Origin of the sequence: Comamonas thiooxydans, assembly GCF_000964545.1 — a bacterium.
Taxonomy (GTDB): domain Bacteria; phylum Pseudomonadota; class Gammaproteobacteria; order Burkholderiales; family Burkholderiaceae_C; genus Comamonas; species Comamonas thiooxydans.
In genome coordinates, this window is the sequence record NZ_BBVD01000010.1 from 172,228 (window position 1) to 194,910 (window position 22,683).

Consider the following 22,683-nt stretch of genomic DNA (forward strand, 5'->3'; position numbering starts at 1 on the left):
CTCGTGTCGGGTGCGGTTAGCCCCTGGCCTGCTGGGGCATGGCCAGCGTCTGCCCCGCTCTACGGGCATCCAGGTAGCCGGCCCACCATTGCATGAGCTGGGTGCGCTCTGCCATATAGGTGCTGCGGTGGTAGGCGGCCCGCACCTGGTTGCGCTCTTTGTGGGCCAGTTGCCGCTCGATAACGTCGGGGCGCCAGCCTGCCTCGTTGGCCACAGTCGAGAACAAGGTCCGAAAGCCGTGGGCCGTGGCCAGGTACTTGTAGCCCATGCGAGCCATGGCCGAGTTGAAGGTGTTCTCGCTCAGCGGCTTGGTGCTGTAGAACGGGCTGGGAACGACCAGCTCCAGCCGTTCGGAGATGAGCCGCATCTGCTGCAACACAACCACGGCCTACCGCGAAAGGACCATCCAGTTCGGCTCGCTTTAAGCCCCAATCAACCCGCCACAAAAATGGGGCACCAGGGAAATGCCTTTCGCGTGCATTTCCCGCACTGTCCACCCACATACATCACCGTGCCGCCCAGTGCCAGCACGGGCCAGCCAGGCCCAGGCGCGCGGCCTGGCCTCAGCCCCCACCGCCCCGGCTTTGCCACGCCCTTTTCTGGAGCCGCGCTGCACTTCCCAAAACAGCGCGGCAAAGACTTTGGGGACAGCTCTACACAGGTAAAAGAGAGAGAGAGAAAAGAACATCAATATTTCATATTAAGAAATATTTCTCTTTTGTCCCCAAAACGTCCCCACTTTGACCCCAAAACGTCCCCAAACTATTTGATAGCGCTAAATCATTTATTCATCAGTGTTTCAAGCCTATAGCCTTTTCAGAAAACGCCGTGTCCCCATGTCCCCACGGAAAATCATCTCCTACGCGAGTTAGTTTGCCTTTCGGACCGCGCCGCCGCCTGGCATGCGGGCACAATCAGCCGCCTCGGTGGGCGGCTGGTGGAGTGAGTGCAGCCGTATGGCTGACGCTGCGGCCCGGGTCTGACCTGGCCGGACTATCCGGCGCGCTGACGCTGGTGCAGCACCTTGCCGGTTTTGCAGCCCTCCAGATAGTCGGCCCACCACTGCAGCAGCTTGGTGCGCTCGGCCATGTAAGTGCTGCGATGGTAGGCGGCCCGCACTTCGTTGCGTTCCTTGTGGGCCAACTGGCGCTCAATCACATCAGGCCGCCAGCCGGTTTCATTGGCCACGGTAGAGAACAGCGCCCGAAAGCCGTGGGCCGTGGCCAGGTTCTTGTAGCCCATGCGAGCCATGGCTGAATTGAAGGTGTTCTCGCTCAGGGGCTTGCTGGGATAGTACGGGCTGGGAAAGATCAGCTCACGCCCGCCGCTCAGGGTCTGCATGGACTGCAGCAGCTCCAGGGACTGGCGGGACAGCGGCACGCGGTGCTCGCTGCGCATCTTCATGCGCTCGGCGGGGATCGTCCACATGGCTGCATCCATGTCCACTTCACTCCAGCGCGCGCCGCGCACCTCGCCGGGGCGCGTGGCGGTCAGCATCAGCAGGCGCAGGGCATGCACGGTGTGGGGGTCGCCGTCGTAGGCATCCAGTTGCGCCAGGAAGGCGGGCAGCTCTTTCGCATCAAGTGCCGCACGGTGCTGCACTTCGCGGGGCTTGAGGATTTCGGACTGCACCAGGTCAAGCATGGGGTTGCTGTCCAACCGTCTATGGATAACCGCCCAACGAAAGATGGCCTTGACCCGCTGCAGCACGCGGCCCGCTTGGTCACCCGCGCCCCGGGCCTCGATAGCCTTGATAGCGGTCATCACCTCCAGCGGCTTGACGCTGGCCAGTGGCCGCGCGCCCATGGTCTTGAGAATGTCAGCCTCCAGTGAAGCCCGGATTCGCTCACGAGTTTCAGGCGTCCATCGTGCTGCCTGGTGCTCCATCCATTCCCCAGCCACGGCCCGGAAGGTGTTCACGGCCTCATGCACGGCCTTGGCTTTGGCCGTTTTACGCAGCTCGCTTGGATCATCCCCCGACTGGATAGCCTGGCGCGCCTGGCTGGCCTGCTCTCGCGCATCCTTCAAGCCCACTGTTGGATAGACACCCAGCGCCAGCCGCTTTTCTTTTCCGGCAATGCGGTACTTCAAGCGCCAGTAGCGGCCACCGGCTGCAGTCAGTTCCAGATACAGGCCACCGCCATCAAAGTGTTTGCCGGGTTCGGACAGGGTTCGCAGCTTGGCATCAGTCAACTTCATGGGGGGTATCCTCGACAGTCTGGGGGCACATTTGGGGGCACATTTTGACTTTTTCAGACTACACCCCAGTATTCATGCGGGTTTCAAGGCAGAGTGTGAGTGCGGCCCCGGCACCATATACAAAAAGCCGTTAAGTCTCAAAGACTTAACGGCTTTTTTCTTTGCCGCAATGGTCCCCTCGCAATTTGCGATTTGGCGCATCTCAAAAAAACGATTAGCGCAAAAACCATGCGACGACATCCGAAAGCATGCCTGTGTCCTCCCGCTTGCATGGCGAGATGGCAGCTCTCGCTTTGGGCAGAGGCGCGGACCTCAAGCCCCAGCCAACAAGGCGTCAGTCGACCTGGCATCCCGCACGCCTCGTAATTTCCCGCATACAAAAAAATCACCCAAATACCGTGTATCCCGTGCATTAGCGCAGGTTCGCGATATGCCGACCAGCTCGTAATTTGCACCCACGAAGCAGGCAGGCGCGGCGGGAACGTCATGTCCCTCCGAATGGTAAAAGTAGATCAAAATACGTATGGAATACAAATCGTTCGTATTTGACAGCAATGTCAGAGCCACTCCTACATTGGACATAGCTATCAGAACTTAATACTTATTGCATTAATTAACGCTAGCTCATCCACCCAGCACACGAGCTCAAGAAACCATATGTCTACGGATAGCACGTCACGCTTCACGAAGAATGTCATCCCTGTGGATGAGGTTCTGACACGGACTGGGTTATCAAGATCGATGCTCTACAAGCTGTTGCGCAAGGACAAGTTTCCTCATCCCACACCGATGAGCAACAGAGCCATTGGCTGGTTTGAAACGGATGTCGAAAGCTGGCTGCAGGCGAGCAAAGCAATTCGCCAAGCGAACCTGGTTCTACCTGTCGTCTACATGGCGGGAAAAATGGGGGCAGCTTTAGACAATGAGAACCCGGGCAGAGAGTTTTCCTGTTGGCGAATCTTCGACGTATCCAGATCCAAGGCACTTGGTGATCTAGGGATCGAGAATTCAGATACCGATGTGCTGATCGCGCCGCCGGAAGAAATGCTATTTCACGGAACTCGTACGAGGTTCATGTATTCAGGTCCGTGGAAAGCGAGAAATGGCAGCCATGGATACATGCATGGCGCGAACTCTTACTCTCCCTCCAACCCACAAAGCGCAGCCTATCGCGGAGCTCTTCAAGGCATCTCACGGGCCGACGTTGTTGTCGCCTATCTCGAAGACCTGGAGGCTTTTGGAACGCTGGTTGAGATCGGCTATGCAAGAGCGGGCAATAAGAGAGTGATCGTGATTACTGCACCTGCCCTCAAGAAGCAGCGACGAGACCAAGACTGGGACCATGGCATCTGGTTCGCTATTCGGGCGGCTGATAGACACATCGAACTACCAGACCATCCTGGCTCCAACCAGAGCGACCTCTGGCGATCAGCACATGCGCATGCAGCATCGGTCATTTCGGAGTGGTATCCCCATTCATTGACTCCCCCTCCTAGTGCCGCCGAATAGAGTGCAGTGGTCAGCTCAGATTTACTTCATAAGGAGGCCGCCTCACGATCTCCCGTCCCGCCCACTCGTTGAATGTCTCGAACAGCTATTGCAACAGGGCAACCTCATTCTTGTCACCGGCAATGAAGAGGCTGGCAAACGAATCCGCGCCATTCCTATGTGCGACATGCGCAACTTCGCGGCCGACCCATCCATGACATCGATGAAGCGTCAAAGCTGCTGGATCGCAGCCATGGGAAAGCAGCACGCAAGCTTTGTCCAACAAGGACCACATGCTTGAAAGTGACCAGGTAAAAGCTCCTTCCACCTCATGAAAGAAATTTCTCTATCAAGAAACCTGCAAAAAATATTTCAGACTCAAATATCATTTCAATATGAGATTTCAGACAGAGTATTTTTACATTTAAGACCTAGAACACACTTAACAACAGTATTCAAATAATTCCCATCAATATTGCACATCTGACGGCTTGCGCCCTGGTTCTTACTTGCATTTTTCCGTAAATATTTTTTATATGCGTTGACACAGTCAAAGGGCTTATTTGCAAGTAGGACGCAACCTCGAGAGAGCTTTTTCCTTGGGCTATCAATTTCAATATTTCCACTTCTCTTTCAGTCAGAGACTCAAAGCTCTTGTGTTTGAAGATACTTTCCTCATGAAAATTGGCCTTGAATATTTTTGGAATGATTTTCTTCGCCACTACTGGAGATATAGCGGCTCCACCATTCGCAACTTCCAGCACAGCTTGCGAGTAGCTTCCAAACCATGAGTTCTTCACTAGGTACCCAACAGCGCCTCTTTTAAGAGCATTCATGGCCGCGTCGTCGTTTTCACTTGCAGAAATTGCAATGCTCAGCACGTCAGGCCTCTTTAGCTGGATCGATTCCAGCAACTCGGTTCCTTGGCCTTCACCAAGAGACAGGTCAATGAGGAGCACATCGAACTCTTGCAAAAAGATGTTCTTACGAGCATCTCTGTAACTGGAGGCCTGCCCTACCAGAAGAGTGCGCGGGTCACGCATGAGCTCCTGCGAGATCACATTCCTGACATGGCTGTCTTCGTCAACCAGAAAGACTCGCACAGGCTGGTTCTGCTGACCCTTCATGTCGGACGGCCACATGCGCCCAAAGACAGTAGATGTGACTTCTGCACTGCCTGCATCATCAAACCGTGAGCTCATAAATGCGTCGGATAGATACATGTGACACTCCATTTGATGAGTCGATTTCTTGGGAATCTCGCGAAAAAATAGAATTCCTCCCATTGAAAATCCACAAAAAACAAATAAAGAAAAATAAGGTTTAAATTTTTACAAATTAATACTTGAATACAAGGTATTAACTTAATCTCATCACAAAAATAGATGTAAACCCTTTATTTTTGAAACAATGGGCATATAAAATAAAAAGAAATATAGATTACATTTTTTAGCATTGTAAGAATTTTCCAACAAGCACTATTCTTTCAATAGCACATCATCCACAATCCACAACAAATCAATCATTTTTTTCATCATTTTAAATTCTTCAGAAAATATCTTTGAATGGGGTATTACTGTTTCTCCGTCGTTTTCTGAAACTGCCCTCACCGAAAGCAGTTTTGGAACGTAACAAAGCACTCCAGAACTTGTTGACGGTTAACACTGGCCTTTGCGAACCAGCATCGGTCTCTCGCTCACACACTCTCAGTTGTCTGGGAACTCGCTATTCAAAGGAATGATCATGAAAAAGTCTCTGATTGCCATGGCGGTTATTGCGTTGGCTGGTGTTGCATCTGCTGCTGTGAGCAGCTCAAGCATTGCAGCCACAAACACGACGTCGAGCGCATCGTCTGCCACGCTGTCGGGTGCGGCCAGCTCGGGCAACGGAAGTGCGCTGAGCATGAATAGTGCAACCTCCGGTGCAACGTCGAATGCAAACGCTGCTGGCGGCGCTATCGGCGCAGGCGGTTTTGGCATCGGTGGGGCAGCTGTCGGCGGTAGCGCAACTACTTTCGGTAATGTGAAGAGCCTTTCCGCAACCACCGGCAACGGTGTTGCAGGCGGCGTAGCGGCTACCAATGCCAATGCGGGCTCGACTGCTGCTGCCGGCTATAACGCAGGACCCGTCAGTGGCACGGCCTTCGGCGGCGCCTCTTCTCAGACCGCGAATGTTGCTGCAACTGGCGCCGGCCCTGGCGGCGGCTTGGCTTACATCAACAACAATGCTGGCACCACCTCTGGCTACAACGCCACATCGGGAGCCGTTTCCTCACCTTGGGGCTCGCTGACCAATACCACATCGAACGCAGGCTCTGTGGGTACCGTCCATCAGAATGCCGGCTCCTGGGGTAACGCCGGCTACTTCTCCAACGGTGGTGGCACCTCCGGTACTGCTGGTGCAGGCTCTACTGCCAATGCCAACTAAGGCAGCTGTCCCAAGATAGTTGTGTTTGTCCCGGGTCTGGCTGCCTGGCCGGGCTCGGGCAACGTAGGAGCAAAGCATGAAATTCTCAATAGCTCTGTTAAGTCTTTGCGTTCCTTTGTGCAGTTATGCGCAAAGTGCCGACAGCAGCGCGCAAAGCTCCTCTAGCTCCTCTTCCGTGGGGGCGCAACAGAATCAGTCGGTCACCATTGTCAATCCGGTCGTTGCCCCGGCGGAAAGTCGATCTGTATCCACGATGGACAGCAGATCCACTTCAACCTCCGATCAAAACATCACAACGAACGGCACGACCACCCAGAACCTGAACAGCACTGTGTCCGGGACGTCCAAGAATATTGTGGAGTACACAGGTACTTACACCATGAAGAACGTTCCCAGCGTGAACGGCCCCAATCTCACGACCAGCAATGACACCTGCATGGGCAGCAGCAGCGGCAGTGCCAACGGCCCTGGCTTTGGCGTGAGCTTCGGCACAACCTGGACGGACGAGCATTGCAAACGCCTGAAAATGAGCCGTGAGCTCTGGAACAAGGGCATGAAGGCAGCCTCGCTGGCAATGGACTGCATGGATCCCGCCGCTCGCGTGGCACTGGAGATCACGGGTTCGAAATGCCCGCAATCCATGACTGCAGATGAGCGCCGGAACAACTACGGGCCGGATGCTTCGGCACAAGGTAGCCCCACTCCCGCTTCAGCTCCCACAGAGGTTCAGTCAAGTTTGACACCTGAAGTCACTCGCCCCTCGCTTGTAACATCTGTGATGGATGACCCACGTACAGCACAGCTGTACGACAATTAGTGGGCGTGATTCCTAATCTAGGAGGCCGCTATGGGCAAGACTCTAGCTCTTTTAGCGATTGCACTGTGTTGCGCTTCGTCTTTGGCTGCACCCGACTCCAGGGCCATCAATGAACCGTTGAGCATTCAACGCCAGATCTTCGGAAGTGGCGAGCAAGGTGCAGTAGGCTCGCAGCAAGCAGAGCCGGTGGGCGACTATGGCGTCTGGCATGTGCCGCAGTACCTGCCTGGCTATCCGACTGCAGCAACGATATGGCCCCGCGCTATCCCTGTGAAATGCAAGGACAGGCAGTGCGAAGGCTATGTGATTACCCCGCAGATGGGGCCAGGTGAGTACCTGTTCTTCGTGCCTACAAGCGAATAGACTGGTCAAAGGCATAACAGGACGGCAGCACTCCTTTGGTGCTGACAGCAACTCACCTAACAAGGGCGGGCTTCAACCCGCCCTTGTTGATTTGTGCTCTGCAAATATGCAGCCACTCAACACTGATAACGACTTCAAGCGAAGTACCTGCAGACAAATCGATCCAGCCTCGACCCCATGTCGACATCATGGGCGCAACGCGTTTTTTTGCCAAAGGAACGCCACGACAAATTTTTGCGCCTGAATTTCGAATACAATCCGCATCCCTCCAGGGTGAGTGGAGGGAGTTGAAATCCCCGCAGCAGGGTGCTCCGGTCCAATCCGGCACTACATACCCAAGCCGAGAAGGCTGCTTCACTGCCATCCAGCCTTCCGTTCTCCACGCGAAAAGCCGGCGCATCAATTACGCCACAGCCCCATGCCTTTCCCTTGCCGGAATAAGGCAGGATCTCTCTTGCCCGCTCATCTTTTCGAAGTTGCACCGCCACTGTGCATAACTTTGCGCAATCTGGTGCGGATCCATGCCTTGCAATGCCATGCCAGGCACTGACAGCATCGTCCATCTGGCAAACATCCATTCGCTTCAAGCCTATGGCACATAGCAGGTCACCAGGGGCATTTCTCTCTGAAAAATGCCTTTTGAACACCGCTGCACTTGTACTGTCAACGAGATCCATTGCTGTCAATCAGAGCAACCCAGGCTTGAGTCAAGCCACAAAAAAGCGCTGTCCATGACAGCGCTTTTTTTCCACAGATCATGTGGACATGACTGTGGATATTCAGTGAAATCCTGGTGATAACAGCACACAAGCCCTTGTACTTGCGGGCTGAAAGGTAGGTTGCCTCCAAATCAGGCAATTGCAATACAAGGGTTAACCCTTTGCCCCATTCAGAGCTGGCGCCGAATCACCATACGCCCCGACTCGGTGATATGCCAGTGCTTTTCTGCATCCTGCTCCACCAGCCCCCGCTCCAGCAGGCGCTTGGAGAGATACTCCTTGGCGGCCGACCACAGAGAGACATCCTCGCCCAGCTCCAGCTTCTTGAGCGTTTCCAATTCATCGACCGTAGGTTCATACACAGGTGCGCGATAGACTGCGGTTTGCATGGTGACTTCTCCTAAGCTCGTGCGATGACTGGCCGCTTCGGCTCCGAAGCGCCTGAGAGCCAAGATAAACCTGTCATCCGCGACACGCAATAGTTACCCGCCTGCTTTACCTTTATTCACCCAAGCCATACCCCACCCTCACAGACCTGGCAGCCTGACAACAGGCTGCCAACTCATTATTCAGGAGCTGACCACCTTTATGCTGTATGCGCTTGCTGTACTTTTCGCCTTTCAGCTATTGGGGGAGTTCCTGGCCCGCGTCACGGGCCTGCCCCTGCCCGGCGCGCTGATCGGCATCCTGCTTTTGCTGCTGGGCCTTCTGTTTTACAAACGCCTACCCAAGACACTGGAAGATACTGCTCAGGTTCTGTTGCAGAACATGATGCTGCTTTTCATCCCCGTCATTGCAGGCGTGATGCTGGAATTCGACCACCTGCGCCGGGAATGGCTGCCGTTTGTGCTGGCCTGCATTGCCGGAGCTGCCATCACATTCACCGCAACCGCCCTCACCTTCCGCTTCTGCCTGCAGCGCCAACGCACTCGCAAGCTGGATGACGAGTCCGCAGCAAAGCAGGAGCCCAGCGCATGAGCACACCCCTGCTTGAACGCCTGCACACCGCCTGGCTGAGCCTGGCCCAAGGCTCGCCCCTGCCCTGGCTGGTGCTGACCATGCTGGTCTATCTAGCGGCCATGGCCATCTACAGGAAAAGCGGCAACCGCCCCATGCTGATTCCGGTGTTTACCGGCGTGGTCGTCATCGTCGCGATTCTGTTGCTCACAGGCACGCCTTATGAAACCTATCGCAGCGGCGTATCCCTGCTGGGTCTGATGATAGGCCCGGCCACCGTGGCACTGGCCATCCCGCTCTACGCCCAGCGCGAGCGCATCCGTCAGTTGTGGTTGCCCATCAGCGTGGCGCTGCTGGTGGGCTGTCTGGTCGCTCTGTTTTCGGCGCTGGGCATTGCCTGGGCCTTTGGCGGCTCGCAAGCTACGCTGATCGCCGTGGCCCCCAAGTCGGCCACCATTCCCATCGCCCTGCCCATGGCCGAGCGTTTTGGAGGGACACCTTCGCTGGCCGCCGTGGCCGTGGCCATTACCGGCATCAGCGGCACCATGATGGCACCGCTGCTGTGCCGCGTCCTGCGTCTCAAGGATCCAGCGGTTCAAGGCTTTGCCATCGGACTTACGGCCCATGCGATTGGCACGGCACGCGCCATTCAGCTCAACCCCACGGCCGCTGCGTTCTCCGCTCTGGCCATGGGTTTGAACGGCGTGGCCACGGCTGTGCTGATGCCACTGGTGCTGGCCATTACCCCCTGGATTTAAAACAATAGCTGCTGGCGCTTGATGCATAACCGCTGGCAGCTATTTTTGATTAGGCTTGCGCTCGCTACGCCGGTAAGCTGCAAGCGCCCCCAGAATCAGCGCCATCCCCAGCCACTGCGCCGGCTGCGGCTTGGCACCAAACCAGAGCAGATCCACCAGCAAAGCCATGACGGGGTAGATAAAGGACAAGCCGGCGATCGCCTGCGCCTGCAGTCTTTGAAATGCCGTGTACATCAGTGTGTACATCCAGGCCGTGTGCACCAGGCCCAGCACCAGCACCGCAGCCCAGACCTTGGGACTGAAGAGTGCCTGGGCGCGCAGCTCCCACACCCAGGGCAGCAAGCTCAGTGCACCAAGCAGCATCTGCAGCATGGCTATCTGCGCCGGCGCAAGCCGCCTGAGCCGCTGGGTGGCCAAGGTGGCCAGGGCATAAAGACTGGCTGCCAGCAGTGCCAGCACAATGCCCAAGGATTGCCCTTGCGACGCCTGCTGGTCAGTCAGCCCGACCAGGCCGCTGCTCAAGCCCACGCCTACCAGCGCCAATACCAGCCAGGACAGCCGATTGAGCGGCAGAGGCTCGCCCTGCAGCAGAGCCGCCAGCAGCAACAGCAGGAAGGGCTGTACGTGATAGACCACCGTGGCAATGGCAATGCCGCTGTATTCATAGGCACGAAACAGGCACAGCCAATTGACGATGAGCGCCGCAGCCCCCAGCAGCAGCCAGCCGCTCTCGCGCCAGGTCGGCCTGGACCACTGGCCCGACCAAAGCACCCAGGCTGCCAGCCCGAGTCCGCCGAGCAGGCAACGCAACCACACCACCCACAGCACGGGCAGGCCGCTCTCCACCACCAGCAGGCCGATGGTTCCGGAAAGCGCCATGGCCAGCACCATGCGCCAGCTACCGCCGGCTGCTGCATTGGGCGGCGAGGTGGCGGCCAAAGCCGGCTTGGAAGCCAGCACTTGCAAAGAGGAAGATGTCTGGGAAGTCATGATGGCATGGTCCCTCAATCACCTCCAAGCATCAATACAGCGCTATTCCACTTACTATTACCCACAGATCAACAATCAAGCTGAACCATGAGCACAGAGCCCGGCCTGCTTCCTGAAATGCTGGTTTTCGCCAAGGTGGTAGAGCTGCGCAGCTTTGCCGCCGCCGCGCGGCAACTGGATCTGACCACCTCGGCCGTCAGCCGTAGCGTGGGCCGGCTCGAAGCCCATTGGGGCGTGCAGCTGCTGCATCGCACGACCCGCTCGCTGTCCCTGACCGAGCTCGGAGCCGAGGTCTATGCAGCCTGCAGCCAGCTGGCACAGACGGCCAGCGATATCCACGCCATTGCCGGCCATTACAGCGGCGTGCCGCGCGGCACGGTGCGACTGACGGCTCCAACCATCTTTGGGGAAATCTGGCTCAGTGCACAGCTGCCTGCGCTGCGCCGCCAATGGCCCGAGCTTGAGGTCGCCGTCAGCCTCAGCGACCAGATGCAGGATCTGGCGCAGCAAGGTCTGGATCTGGCCATCCGCCTGACCCGGCCCGAACAGTTACCACCGCATATGGTGGCGCGCGAGCTGCGCCAGGTGCGCTACATCGCCGTGGCCTCGCCGGCCTACCTCAGGGGTCTGATCAAGCCGCCCGAGCATCCACAGGAGCTGGGACGCGAGCATGGCGTGGCATGCATCACGCTGGGCTATGGCGACTTTCAGAGTCGGCTGCAATGGGTGCACGGCCCAATTCGCAGCCCAGAGGCTGTCGTGACCGAAGTCGCCGTTCACTCTCCTTTGTCCATGGACAGCAGCACCGGCATCATTAACTTGGCATTGCAGCATCAGGGCATAGGCCTGGTGGCAGACTTTGCGGCCCAGGCCGTGCTGAGCAGCGGTGCGCTGGTGCAGGTGCTGCCCGACTGGCAGCTGACGGGCAATTACGCGCCGCGCACCGCCTATGCACTGTATATGCCCTCGCGCCACCTGCCGCTCAAGGTGCGGGCGCTGATTGATCACCTAGTCGATGCCGGAAAGCATTAAACCCATGACTCAAACTGGCCCAATCGCAGCAGCCTGAAGGCCAGCCGCATCGACAGTCGCTGCGGCGGCCTGTGGCCAGAAAAGAGCGCGCACTTCAGCGCTGGCATAGGGCAGGATCAGCGCAATCCCGCTCAACATGCCGCCCGCATCGGCGGCAGCGCTGCCCAGACCCGATTGCAAGACAGGGCCGGTAAAACAGGACAACAGCAAGCCGGCTAGCGTCGAGCTCACAGCCAGACTCGGCGCCCAGCTCCTGAAGCGCAGTTGCCCGTAAAAAGAAGCCAGCGTAGTCACAACCACCACCGCCATGGCCAGCAATACTCCGGGCGGATAGCGCTTGATGCCGCCGAATTGCACCATGCTGTCATGCACCGACTTCAGACTCGCGGGGATCAGCGGGAAAAAGGCGTCCAGGCACAGGCCCGCCAAAGGAATTGCCGAGGAGGCAAGAACAATGGCCCGGTATGTCGACTTCTTCAATTCCCTCTCCCTCGATGTTTACCGGGCATCGTATCGGGATATCCCCATTCGCCCGCTACAAGCTTGTGGACAAATCCCGCCACTCAGCGGGATAAGCGCATCAAGCCATTGTTCTGCAAAGACTTTTCAATATCTGCTTGATTTTTAAGCAAATCACACTATACGGCTCTTAAAGCCTACAAACTCCGCATTTCATAGCAGCTCACGCCTACCAAAATTGGGCTGTAGCCCAGTTTTCCCCACTAAATCACTACAAGCTTGTGGACAAGCCGGAGCAAGCACTTGAATAAGCGACTTAACCCCTTGTCACATTAGAAAAAATGGGGTGCTGATTATTTTTTAATCAGCACCCCGTTCATGCACTAAAACTCAGTCACTCAGCGCAGCGGCCCTTGCCAGTCTCCCAGGCGGTAGGCACTGTCCCAGAACATCCATTCCAGCCGGGCCGCATCCTTATAGGCCGCATGCATGGCCGCGCGCGTGGCCTCGGTGGCCTCCTCGGCCAGGCGATCCACCGTGGCGCAGACGCCGCGCACGGCCGCGTGGAATTCCTCGCTGGCATAGGTGTCCACCCAGGCCTGATACGGATTGTCCTTGGCCGAGCGCGCATGAATGTCGCGCCCCACCTCGGCATAGATCCAGAAGCAGGGCAGCAGCGCGGCCACGGCCACCGGGTAAGTGGCGCTCCATGCCGTGGCCAGCAGATAGCTGGTGTAGTGATGGCAGGCCGGTGTCAGCGGAGTGGCTGCAAACTGCTCGGGCGTCACGCCGAAGTCACGCATGAAGCCGCCATGCAGAGCGCGCTCCACCACCACGGCCTCATTGGCGGCATTGGCAAACTGCACCACGCCTTCGGCGTTATCGGATTTCGCCGCCGTCACGGCCAGCGCGCGGCCATAGGCGACGAGGTAGTGCGCATCCTGAATCATGTAGTGGCGAAAGCGCTCCCGGCTCAGCGTGCCGGCAGCCAGCTCCTGGTTGAAGGGCAGCTCCAGGGTACTTTGAAACAGTGCCTGGTTGGCGTTCCACAGACTTTGGCTGAAAGACATGATTCGACTCTCCACTGCAAGAATTCATAGCAGCCAGCGCTTTACTGGCCGGGCAAGCAATCATTCTTGCCTAGATACCTGCATCGAAGGCCCAAAGCCCGGCGGCCATGCGGTCAAAGCTGTATTTCAAGGATGGCGCTCTGGCTTGCGTCCTGCGGCCTCCTGTGCCTTGTGCTGCAACCACTGGCTGAACACGCGTAGCGCTGGCGACGGTTGTGCCTCGGCCGCCAGCTCGGGCGTGACCAGGTAATAGGCGCGGTTACCGCGCAGCGGCTGGGGACAGGCGACGATGAGATCGCCGCGCGCAATCTCCTGCTCGATCAGCATGGGCGGGATCAGGGCTACGCCTAGACCCTGGCTGGCAGCCACGGCCAGCATGGAAAACAGTTCGAGCCGCATGCCGTCGAGCGCCCGCGGCGCATCGACATGCATCGCGTCGAACCACTGGCGCCAGCCCTGGGGACGCGTGCTTTGCTGCAGCAGCGGCAGGCGCGCAATCACCTCGGGGCCGACCGGCAGCCAGGCACGGCCTGGATCACGCTGCTGGGCCGTGGCCAGCAGTTGCGGGCTGCACACGGGCACGACCTCTTCGTCCATCAGCCACTGCGCCTGCACGCCGGGCCAGCGGACCACCTGCTCGGGCGTGCCCGCGTAGAGAGCGGCATCGAACACCGTGTCGGCAAACAGGAAAGGCCGGGTCTGCACATCGATATGCACAGTGATGTCGGGGTGCTGCTGTGCCAGTTGCGGCAGGCGCGGCAGCAGCCAGCGCGTGGCAAAGGTGGGCACGGCCGCCAGATTGATGGGGCCGCCCTCGCCCTGATGGCTCATCAGATCCAGCGTGTCGCGCTCCAGCCCCTGCAGCCAGCGTCCCACCTGCTTGGCGTAATGCAGTCCCGCATCGGTGAGCAGCACGCCGTGGCGTGTGCGCTTGAACAGCGCCACGCCCACAAACTCCTCCAGCGCAATGATCTGGCGCGAGACGGCACTTTGCGTCAGCGACAGCTCCTGCGCAGCCTTGGTGTAGCTGACATGGCGGGCAGCCGATTCAAAGCAGGCCAGGGCCTGGGTGGAAGGGAGAACTCTGCGCATATCTCTTGTGCTTAGAACGCATCAATCAATCTAAAAACAACGGGGAAACCCTGAATAATTCTTTTATACATGCGTTTTACTCATCCATAGATGATTATTCATCGTTTGCCAGCCCTTGTTCTGCAAACCTAATATGTGTGCAAGCACTCAGGCGGAAATGCGCCTGCAATCCGACACCTTGCATTCAGGAGATGAACATGGCCAATGGCTACCAGTGGGACGACTGCTTCCAACTCGACCAGCAACTGACCGAAGACGAGCGCATGATCCGCGACGCAGCGCGCGAGTACTGCCAGGACAAGCTCAAGCCTCGCGTGCAAGCCATGTTCCGCAACGAGTCCGTGGACGTCAGCATCTTCCGCGAGATGGGCGAGCTGGGCCTGCTGGGCCCCACCATCCCCACGCAATACGGTGGCGCGGGTCTGAACTATGTGAGCTACGGCCTGGTGGCGCGCGAGATCGAGCGTGTTGATTCGGGCTATCGTTCCATGGCCTCCGTGCAATCGTCGCTGGTGATGGTGCCCATCAACGAGTTCGGCACCGAAGCGCAGAAGATGAAATACCTGCCCAAGCTGGCTTCGGGCGAGTTCATCGGCTGCTTCGGCCTGACTGAGCCCGACCACGGCTCCGACCCCGGCTCCATGGCCACACGCGCCTACAAGGTCGACGGCGGCTATCGCCTCAAGGGCAACAAGATGTGGATCACCAACAGCCCCGTGGCCGACGTGTTCGTGGTCTGGGCCAAGGAAGTCTCCGAGGACGGCACCGTGGGCCAGATCCGCGGCTTTGTGCTGGAAAAGGGCATGAAGGGTTTGTCCGCCCCCGCCATCCACGGCAAGGTGGGCCTGCGCGCCTCCATCACTGGTGAAATCGTGATGGACGATGTGTTCTGCCCCGAAGAAAACGCCTTCCCCGACGTGCGCGGCCTCAAGGGCCCATTCACCTGCCTGAACAGCGCCCGCTTCGGCATTGCCTGGGGTGCGCTGGGTGCGGCAGAAGACTGCTGGCACACCGCCCGCCAGTACACGCTGGACCGCAAGCAGTTCGGCCGTCCCCTGGCCGCCAACCAGCTGATCCAGAAGAAGCTGGCCGATATGCAGACCGAAATCACGCTGGGCCTGCAAGCCGCACTGCGCGTGGGCCGCATGAAGGACGAACACCAGAACGTGATCGAGATCACCTCTCTGGTCAAGCGCAACAACTGCGGCAAGTCGCTGGACATCGCCCGCATGGCGCGCGACATGCTGGGCGGCAACGGCATCAGCGACGAGTTCGGTGTGGCCCGCCACCTGGTGAACCTGGAAGTGGTGAACACCTACGAAGGCACGCACGATGTGCATGCACTGATTCTGGGTCGCGCCCAGACCGGCATTGCGGCGTTTGCGAACTGATAGCTCCCCCTGAGCGGCTACGCCGCTTCCCCCTCTCTCTTCGGGAGGGGGACGGCAGCTTCGCCGCGAGGCGGCTCTTGCTGGCTGCCCTTACCTCGGGGCAATGCCAACCACCGCTATTCATTTGTTAGCTGGTACCGCTTGATTTGTCTGTGTTTTGGATAGTTTTCATCTCAAAACCCAGACAAATAAAGCGTAAGCAGCTATTTATTTCATTGTTTCGCTTTACGAGGTCATCCGACATGAACGCATCGACAAGCACTTCCACGGGCGCACTGGCAGGCATCAAGGTGCTGGATCTGTCGCGCGTGCTGGCGGGCCCCTGGGCCACTCAGATGCTGGCCGATCTGGGGGCCGACGTGGTCAAGGTGGAGCGCCCGGTTGCCGGCGACGATACGCGCCACTGGGGTCCTCCGTTTCTCAAGGACGATGCAGGCAACGACACGCGCGAAGCCAGCTACTTCACGGCCTGCAACCGCAACAAGCGCAGCCTCACCGTGGACATGGCCCACCCCGAAGGCCGGGCACTGCTGCAGCGCATGGCGCAAGAGGCCGATGTGGTGGTGGAGAACTTCAAGACCGGAGGGCTCGCTCAATACGGTCTGGACTATGAGAGCCTCAAGGCGCTGAACCCGCGCCTGGTGTACTGCTCCATCACGGGTTTCGGCCAGGACGGCCCTTATGCCGAGCGCGCCGGCTATGACCTCATGGTGCAAGCCATGTGCGGCCTGATGAGCATCACCGGCCATGCAGATGGCGAACCCGGCGGAGGCCCTCTCAAGGTTGGCGTGGCCGTGATCGATGTGTTCACGGGGCTCTATGCCAGCAATGCCATCCTGGCCGCACTCAACGCCCGCGACAATGCGAGAAACGGCACCAACCAGGGCCAGTACATCGATATGGCGCTGCTGGACGTGGGCATGGCCGTGCTGGCCAACCAGGCTGCAGGGTTTCTGGCCACCGGCCAGGCGCCGGGACGCGCCGGCAACACCCACCCCAGCCTGGCGCCGTATCAGGACTTTCCGACATTGGACGGCAATGTGCTGCTGGCCATAGGCAATGACGGTCAGTTCGCGCGCTTTTGCGCAGCCATCGGCCAGGACGGCTGGGCCCTGGATGCACGCTTTGCCACCAATACCGCCCGTGTACAGAACCGTGCTGCACTGCTGGAGTTGATGAAGCCACAGATGCTTCAGCGCAGCACGGCGGACTGGATTGCGCTGCTCGAAGACAAAGCCGTGCCATGCGGCCCCATCAACACCATTGCCCAGGCCTTTGAAGACCCCCAGGTCAAGGCACGCGGCATTCAGAAAAGCTTGCCGAGAAACGCCAGTAACGGCATTGGCCATATCGCCACCGTCGCCAACCCCATACGTCTGTCGGCCACGCCGGTGACTTACCGCAACGCCCCACCTGCCCTCGGCCAGCACACCGATGAGGTGCTGCGCGAATTCGGACTTGATGACAACGCCATTGCTGCGTTGCATGAGCAAGGAGTGGTTTGAGGCCTTCACGGCCAAAGCAAGCTCCTGACAACAAAAGAGGGCCCAAGCCCCGAAAACCGCAGGCAATTCCACCAGAGATGCACTGCCAATCACACTTTCCAAGGAGACATTGATGTTCAAGTTCACAGCCACCGTTCTGGCTGCCATGGCTTTTTGCGGCGCTGCACAGGCACAAGGCGCCTATCCCAACAAGCCCATCCGCCTGCTGGTTCCCTTTGCTGCTGGCGGCACGACCGACCTGATCGCCCGCATCATTGCCGAGCCGCTGAGCCGCGAACTGGGCCAGTCCGTGGTGGTGGAAAACAAGGGCGGCGGCGGCGGCAGCATCGGTGCCTCCGAAACCGCCCGCGCCGCGCCCGATGGCTACAACCTCGGCATTGCCACCGTGTCCACCACGGCGACCAACCCGGCCATCAACCCCAAGATTCCCTACAACGTCGCCACCGACTTCACGCCCATCGTGAACATTGCGGCCACGCCCAACATCATTGCGGCCAATCCCAAGTTTGCCGGCAAGGACTACAAAAACTTCCTGACCGAGATCAAGAACAACCCTGCCAAGTACTCCTACGCTTCGCCCGGTCTGGGCTCCATCACCCATCTGATGATGGAAATGTTCAAGCTGGAAACCAAGACCGAGATGACCCACGTGCCCTACCGTGGCTCCGGCCCTGCGCTCAACGACACCGTGGCCGGCCAGGTGCCGCTGATTTTCGACAACCTGCCCTCCACCCTGCCCTTTGTGAAGGAAAAGCGCCTCACGGCTCTGGTCGTCGCCGCCCCCCAGCGCGTTGCCGCCCTGCCTGATGTGCCGACCTTCAAGGAAATCGGCCTGCCCCAGGTCAACCGCATGGCGTACTACGGCATCGTCGGCCCCAAGAACCTGCCCAAGGAGGTGGTGGCCAAGATCAATGCCGCCGTGCGCAAGGCCGTGCAGGACCCCAACGTGAAAAAGCGCATCGAGGAAAGCGGCTCCATCATCATGGCCGACACCCCCGAAGCCTTTGCCAAGCAGATGGCCGAAGAGCTGGCCGTCTACAAGAACGTGGTGCAAAAGCAGAATCTGAAGATGGACGAATAAGCGTCTGCTGCGCATGAAAAAAGCCCTCGCCGGCACATACCGGCGAGGGCTTTTTCTTTGCCTTGCCTCATGCACAAGCCAGGTGCCCATGCCTGAAACTGGTGCAGCACAAGACCTGTTCTCAGAAGCGGTGACGGATGCCCACCAGGGCACTGGTGCCGGACTTGTTGGGAATGTCCATGCTCACGCGGTCATACATGGCCACGGCATAGACATCGGTGCGCTTTGACAGGAAATGGTCGTAGCCCAGGCTGACGGTGGTGCGTGTGCCGCTGACATTGCCCACTTCCGACTTGGTACGCGCCGCCGCAGCCTTGAAGGTTCCAGGCGTGCCGCTGACTGGAATGTCCAGACCCAGCGAGTAGGTGGTGTTCTCACGATCCTGGGCGTTGATCTTGGCCTGGCCGTAAGTGGCATAGAGCTTGGCCACGCTGAAGTCGTAGCTGCCGCCCACCATCCAGTTGCTCTTGGTCGGCATCACCGCCAGCGATACCGGGTTGCTGATCTGCGCACGCTCGTAGAACGCGGTCAGGCTCAGCGGGCCGCCCGAGTACATCAGGTTCAGGCCCACATTCTTCTTGCCCTTGTTGCCACTGCTGCTCTGCTCGCCGAACTGGTAATGCACATTGGCCTTGAGACCGCCGAAGCTGGGCGTGGAATACAGGATCTGATTGCTCCAGCCGGTGTTGGATGCCGTGGTCAGGCTGTCCGCGCCCCAGGCCGCAGTCGTCATATTGGCATGCAGCACCAGCGGCGAGACTGTGAAGGAGTCGCCAAACGGATTGGTCAGCACAGTGGGCAGAAAGTTCGGTGCCATGCCACGACCCAGGCTCACACGACCAAAGCTGCCAGCCAGACCCACATTGGCATCACGCGAGAAAAAGGGGTCGGCATCAAAGCGACCAGGAGTACCGGTATCGGCACGAAAAAAGCTGGTGATATTGAAGTCGGCCTTGAGACCGCCACCCAGATCCTCCACGCCTTTCACACCCCACCAGGAAGTGGTCAGACCGCCGGAGCCGACCGAGGCCACGCGTTCTTGCCCTGCCAGCTTCATGGAGCCCGCATAGCTATCGATGGTGCCGGTGAGCTGCACGGAACTCTGGGCCTGAGCCGACAGGCTGGCCACAGCCAGGGCGATGGTGGTGAAGGTAGTGGCAAACGCTTTCATGGATGGTTTCCTCTCTAAAAAGTTTGAGACAAACCACCCATGCAAGAGTCAGGCCAGTTTTGTATACAAAACTAGGACTTCAAACGGAAGCTGTCGGCCAGCTTGAGCATCATGTACAACCAGAGCGCGCCGCCCATGGCAATCAGCAGGCCGCCCACGAGGCCTATATGCGTCATGCCCCATTGCTGGCTGACGATGCTGCCCAGCAGTGCGCCGCCGCCAATGCCGATATTGAAAATGCCCGAGAACATGGACATGGCCACATCGGTGGCATCGGGCGCCAGATTCAGCACCTTGGACTGCATGGACAGCGCAAAGCAGATCATGGAGATGCCCCAGACCGAGCTTTGCAGATACAGGCTCCAGACATGCGTGCTGCTCATGACCAGCAGCAACAGGCTCAGCGCCAGCACGCCGATGGACGCCAGCAGAAAGCCGCGCGGAAAGCGCAGACCGAACCAGCCGAACAGCACGCTGCCCACAATGCCCATGCCGCCATACAGCAGCAGCACGGCCGTGGTCACATCGCCGGCGTGGCCGGCAATGTCCTGCACAAAGGGCTCGATATAGCTATACGCCGTGAACTGGCCGGTAATCACCACCACCAGCAGCACATAGATGCCAACCAGGGCCGGGCGCCTGAACAGCATGGGCACACTGGACAGGGAGCCTGCGTTCTCGCTGGGCAGCAGAGGCAACAGCTTGCCCAGCACCAGCATCACCGCCGCTGCCACCGCGCCAATGGCCAGAAACGTCATGCGCCAGCCCAGCCATTCACCCACGATGCGGCCCAGCGGAATACCCAGCACCATGGCCACGGAAGTCCCCGTGGCCAGCAGGCTCAGCGCCATGGCCTTCTTGCCCGGAGGCGCCACCCGCACGGCCAGAGAGGCCGTGATGGACCAGAACACCGCATGCGACAGCGCAATGCCTATACGGCTGATGACCAGGGATGCATAGCTCCAGGCCACGCCCGATACCAGATGGCTGAGCACGAACACCGCAAACACGCCCATCAGCAGCTTGCGCCGCTCCACCTTGCGCGTGAGCAGCATGAAGGGCAGCGAAGCCAGCGCCACCACCCAGGCATAGATGGTGAGCATCAGTCCGACCTGCTCCACCTGCATGTCAAAGCTGGCGCCAATGCTGCTGAGCAGACCGACCGGCACAAACTCGCTGGTGTTGAAGACAAAAGCACCCAGCGCCAGCGCAATCACGCTGAGCCAGGCCTGGGTGGGAGATCGGGTCGATTCGATAGGGGCAGTCAAGGTTTCTGTCATGCAATCAAGGCGTGCAGGCGTCTGGCGCCGCAAAACCCGAAATTGTGCGCTTGCAGCATGACAGCAGACAGACAGCCCGACCTTGCCCCATCAATCAATGGGGTCGGACCGGGCGACGGCAGGGCTTGATCAATACGCGACGGTGAAACGAGCCTTGACGTGTTCGTTCCTGTCCAGGGCATCGACCAATGCCACGGCCAGGTCCTGAACCGAAATATCGCCGGGCTGGCCGTCGGCCTGCACCAAAGGTTCGTCCTTGCCTGTACGGTAGTGACCGCTACGGCCTCTGGACTGCGCATCGGAGCCGCCATGGAAGCCCACGGCCGGGCTCAGCATGGTCCAGTCCAGGGCGGCCTCCTTTTGCAGCTCGGCAAACATGTCGCGTGCCGCCGAGGCGCCGGGCTTGATGAAAGCCGGAAAATCGGGCGAATCCACCAGTTGCTGGCCATTCACATACAGGCTGCCGGCTCCGCCCACGACCAGATAACGCTTGATGCCCGCAGCCTTGACTCCTTGCACGATGGCACGCGAGCCCTGCATGAAATCGTCATAGATATTGGGATTGCTCCAGCCTGCGTTATAGGCGCTGACCACCGCATCGCAGCCGGTCACGGCGCGCTGCACCTCGTCGGCCTTGAGCACATCGGCCTTGACGAACTGCACATGTTCGCGTGGGGCAGTGGCCTCGGGCTTGCGGACCAGGGCCACGACCTCGTGACCGCGACGCAGCAACTCATCCAGCAACCCGGCACCGACAAAACCCGTGGCGCCAATCAATGCGACTTTCATTGGAAAACTCCTTGTATCTTCAACAGGGCTAAAGATTAATCGGCATTAATCGCGAGAAAAACCCCTTTCAGCCACCATGACCTTGAAGCAGTACTTCAAAATAGCCCCATGGAAGATTTCAGACGCATGGCCATTTTTGCCGCCGTGGTGGAGCGCGGCAGCATGAGCGCAGCCGCCCGCCAGCTCGACATGACGCCCTCGGCCGTCAGCCAGCATATCCGTCAGCTGGAGCACGATGCTGGCCTGACGCTGCTGCACCGCTCCACGCGCCAGCTGACGCTGACCGATGCCGGCCAGCGCTTCTACACCCAGTGCGCCGCCATGTGCGATGCCGCCAGCCGGGCGCGCGCCGAACTGGCTGCCGAGCATCAGCGGCCCAGCGGCGAGCTGCGTCTGGCTGCTCCGGCCGGCTTTACCCAGCATGCGGCCCCGGCACTGGGCCAGTGGCTGGCCATGCATCCTGAGCTGCGGTTGCGTCTGCTCATGGATGACGCACCCATAGACCTGATCCAGGCGCGCGTGGATCTGGCGCTGCGCTTCGGCAATCTGCAGGATTCCAGCTGGGTGGCCCGCCACCTGGGACGCAGCGCCACCGTGCTCTGCGCCTCGCCGCATTGGATCAAGGCACACGGCAGCACGCCTCGACACCCTGGCGAGCTGGCACAGCTGCCCTGGCTGGAAATGAGCCGCAGCGACGACGCCCAGGCCGATTTTCTATGGCGCCAGCAGGGCACGGCGCAGGAGTACCGGCTGCAGGTGCGGCCGCTCATGGTAAGCAACCATCGCAGCGCGGTGCAGCAGTTCTGTGAAGCAGGCCTGGGACTTGCATTGCTCTCGGCCCATGACGTGGCGGCAAGTCTGGAGACGGGCAGCCTGGTGCGCCTGCTGCCTGATTGGGATATGGGCATGCTGGATATCTGGGCCGTCACCGCCAGCCGCGACAGCCTGCCCGCCAAGGTGCGCGAGGCCATCGAGGTGCTGCGCCAGTATTTTGCGCAGCTAGAGGGCATGCAGAACTAGCGCAATCCTTTCGCATGCAACGCCCCACATCCATGCCTGCCCCCAAAGGCCGAAAGCAAAAAAGCCTGCAAATGC

At 59.2% G+C, this 22,683-nt stretch carries 22 protein-coding genes; 11 read left to right on the plus strand and 11 right to left on the minus strand.

Annotated elements, in window-relative coordinates:
* Positions 1–16: 16 nt before the first annotated feature.
* Together Cth01_RS17430 and Cth01_RS17435 are read right to left on the minus strand one after the other, a co-directional pair.
* The gene (locus Cth01_RS17430) at positions 17–385 is read right to left on the minus strand and encodes a tyrosine-type recombinase/integrase (protein ID WP_233425216.1); all 369 of its coding nucleotides are present in this window, start codon (positions 383–385) and stop codon (positions 17–19) included.
* A gap of 608 nt (positions 386–993) precedes the next feature.
* Positions 994–2,199: a tyrosine-type recombinase/integrase gene (locus tag Cth01_RS17435; protein WP_052703381.1), complete on the minus strand. Its 1,206-nt coding sequence runs from the start codon at positions 2,197–2,199 to the stop codon at positions 994–996.
* Positions 2,200–2,856: 657 nt separating this feature from the next.
* Here Cth01_RS17435 and Cth01_RS17440 point away from each other — a divergent pair.
* Entirely contained in the window at positions 2,857–3,708 is an 852-nt protein-coding gene (locus Cth01_RS17440; RefSeq protein ID WP_045839924.1) for an AlpA family phage regulatory protein, read from the plus strand.
* 434 nt (positions 3,709–4,142) lie between these two features.
* Here Cth01_RS17440 and Cth01_RS17445 read toward each other — a convergent pair whose 3' ends face one another.
* Entirely contained in the window at positions 4,143–4,910 is a 768-nt protein-coding gene (locus Cth01_RS17445; protein WP_045839985.1) for a LuxR C-terminal-related transcriptional regulator, read from the minus strand.
* Positions 4,911–5,490: 580 nt separating this feature from the next.
* On the opposite strand from Cth01_RS17445, the gene Cth01_RS24145 reads away from it, so the two are divergent.
* The 3 genes from Cth01_RS24145 (at position 5,491) to Cth01_RS17465 (ending at position 7,294) form a co-directional block, all read left to right on the plus strand.
* Positions 5,491–6,114: a hypothetical protein gene (locus tag Cth01_RS24145; RefSeq protein ID WP_231905900.1), complete on the plus strand. Its 624-nt coding sequence runs from the start codon at positions 5,491–5,493 to the stop codon at positions 6,112–6,114.
* Positions 6,115–6,190: 76 nt separating this feature from the next.
* Complete coding sequence (locus tag Cth01_RS24150) at positions 6,191–6,931, plus strand: hypothetical protein (RefSeq protein ID WP_174447108.1); 741 nt, start codon at positions 6,191–6,193, stop codon at positions 6,929–6,931.
* A gap of 30 nt (positions 6,932–6,961) precedes the next feature.
* Entirely contained in the window at positions 6,962–7,294 is a 333-nt protein-coding gene (locus Cth01_RS17465) for a hypothetical protein (protein ID WP_045839927.1), read from the plus strand.
* Positions 7,295–8,183: 889 nt separating this feature from the next.
* Here the strand turns inward: Cth01_RS17465 and Cth01_RS17470 are convergent.
* Positions 8,184–8,402, minus strand: coding sequence for a hypothetical protein (locus Cth01_RS17470; protein WP_003069105.1), 219 nt, complete (start codon positions 8,400–8,402; stop codon positions 8,184–8,186).
* Positions 8,403–8,601: 199 nt separating this feature from the next.
* On the opposite strand from Cth01_RS17470, the gene Cth01_RS17475 reads away from it, so the two are divergent.
* The gene (locus Cth01_RS17475; RefSeq protein WP_045839928.1) at positions 8,602–8,991 is read left to right on the plus strand and encodes a CidA/LrgA family protein; all 390 of its coding nucleotides are present in this window, start codon (positions 8,602–8,604) and stop codon (positions 8,989–8,991) included.
* Positions 8,988–9,728 carry an LrgB family protein gene (locus Cth01_RS17480; protein WP_003069102.1) on the plus strand — a complete coding sequence of 247 codons (741 nt, stop codon included), beginning with the start codon at positions 8,988–8,990 and terminating at the stop codon, positions 9,726–9,728. The genes Cth01_RS17475 and Cth01_RS17480 overlap by 4 nt, the downstream gene beginning before the upstream one ends.
* Before the next feature lie 39 nt (positions 9,729–9,767).
* On the opposite strand, the gene Cth01_RS17485 is transcribed toward Cth01_RS17480, so the two are convergent.
* Positions 9,768–10,718 (minus strand): DMT family transporter, encoded by a 951-nt coding sequence (locus Cth01_RS17485; RefSeq protein ID WP_139032080.1) that lies wholly within the window; start codon positions 10,716–10,718, stop codon positions 9,768–9,770.
* Between the two features lie 87 nt (positions 10,719–10,805).
* On the opposite strand from Cth01_RS17485, the gene Cth01_RS17490 reads away from it, so the two are divergent.
* On the plus strand, positions 10,806–11,750 hold the full coding sequence (locus Cth01_RS17490; protein ID WP_034353489.1) for a LysR family transcriptional regulator: 945 nt from the start codon (positions 10,806–10,808) through the stop codon (positions 11,748–11,750).
* A gap of 9 nt (positions 11,751–11,759) precedes the next feature.
* On the opposite strand, the gene Cth01_RS17495 is transcribed toward Cth01_RS17490, so the two are convergent.
* The 3 genes from Cth01_RS17495 to Cth01_RS17505 all read right to left on the minus strand — a co-directional run bounded on the left by Cth01_RS17495 (position 11,760) and on the right by Cth01_RS17505 (position 14,371).
* Complete coding sequence (locus Cth01_RS17495; RefSeq protein WP_045839929.1) at positions 11,760–12,230, minus strand: hypothetical protein; 471 nt, start codon at positions 12,228–12,230, stop codon at positions 11,760–11,762.
* A 377-nt stretch (positions 12,231–12,607) separates the two neighbouring features.
* Complete coding sequence (gene tenA, locus Cth01_RS17500; protein WP_045839930.1) at positions 12,608–13,279, minus strand: thiaminase II; 672 nt, start codon at positions 13,277–13,279, stop codon at positions 12,608–12,610.
* A gap of 126 nt (positions 13,280–13,405) precedes the next feature.
* Positions 13,406–14,371, minus strand: a complete 966-nt coding sequence (locus Cth01_RS17505; RefSeq protein WP_034391379.1) for a LysR family transcriptional regulator — start codon at positions 14,369–14,371, stop codon at positions 13,406–13,408.
* 197 nt (positions 14,372–14,568) lie between these two features.
* Between Cth01_RS17505 and Cth01_RS17510 the strand changes: the two genes are divergently transcribed.
* The 3 genes from Cth01_RS17510 to Cth01_RS17520 all read left to right on the plus strand — a co-directional run bounded on the left by Cth01_RS17510 (position 14,569) and on the right by Cth01_RS17520 (position 18,348).
* The gene (locus tag Cth01_RS17510) at positions 14,569–15,762 is read left to right on the plus strand and encodes an acyl-CoA dehydrogenase (RefSeq protein WP_012839439.1); all 1,194 of its coding nucleotides are present in this window, start codon (positions 14,569–14,571) and stop codon (positions 15,760–15,762) included.
* A 242-nt stretch (positions 15,763–16,004) separates the two neighbouring features.
* Positions 16,005–17,267, plus strand: a complete 1,263-nt coding sequence (locus Cth01_RS17515) for a CaiB/BaiF CoA transferase family protein (protein WP_045839931.1) — start codon at positions 16,005–16,007, stop codon at positions 17,265–17,267.
* Between the two features lie 112 nt (positions 17,268–17,379).
* Complete coding sequence (locus tag Cth01_RS17520; RefSeq protein WP_034353504.1) at positions 17,380–18,348, plus strand: tripartite tricarboxylate transporter substrate binding protein BugE; 969 nt, start codon at positions 17,380–17,382, stop codon at positions 18,346–18,348.
* A 121-nt stretch (positions 18,349–18,469) separates the two neighbouring features.
* Here Cth01_RS17520 and Cth01_RS17525 read toward each other — a convergent pair whose 3' ends face one another.
* The 3 genes from Cth01_RS17525 to Cth01_RS17535 all read right to left on the minus strand — a co-directional run bounded on the left by Cth01_RS17525 (position 18,470) and on the right by Cth01_RS17535 (position 21,588).
* The gene (locus Cth01_RS17525) at positions 18,470–19,519 is read right to left on the minus strand and encodes a porin (protein ID WP_045839932.1); all 1,050 of its coding nucleotides are present in this window, start codon (positions 19,517–19,519) and stop codon (positions 18,470–18,472) included.
* Positions 19,520–19,590: 71 nt separating this feature from the next.
* The gene (locus tag Cth01_RS17530) at positions 19,591–20,799 is read right to left on the minus strand and encodes a sugar transporter (protein ID WP_045839933.1); all 1,209 of its coding nucleotides are present in this window, start codon (positions 20,797–20,799) and stop codon (positions 19,591–19,593) included.
* A gap of 129 nt (positions 20,800–20,928) precedes the next feature.
* Positions 20,929–21,588: an NAD(P)-dependent oxidoreductase gene (locus Cth01_RS17535; RefSeq protein ID WP_045839934.1), complete on the minus strand. Its 660-nt coding sequence runs from the start codon at positions 21,586–21,588 to the stop codon at positions 20,929–20,931.
* A 108-nt stretch (positions 21,589–21,696) separates the two neighbouring features.
* On the opposite strand from Cth01_RS17535, the gene Cth01_RS17540 reads away from it, so the two are divergent.
* Positions 21,697–22,608, plus strand: a complete 912-nt coding sequence (locus Cth01_RS17540; protein ID WP_045839935.1) for a LysR family transcriptional regulator — start codon at positions 21,697–21,699, stop codon at positions 22,606–22,608.
* The last annotated feature ends 75 nt before the right edge of the window (positions 22,609–22,683 follow it).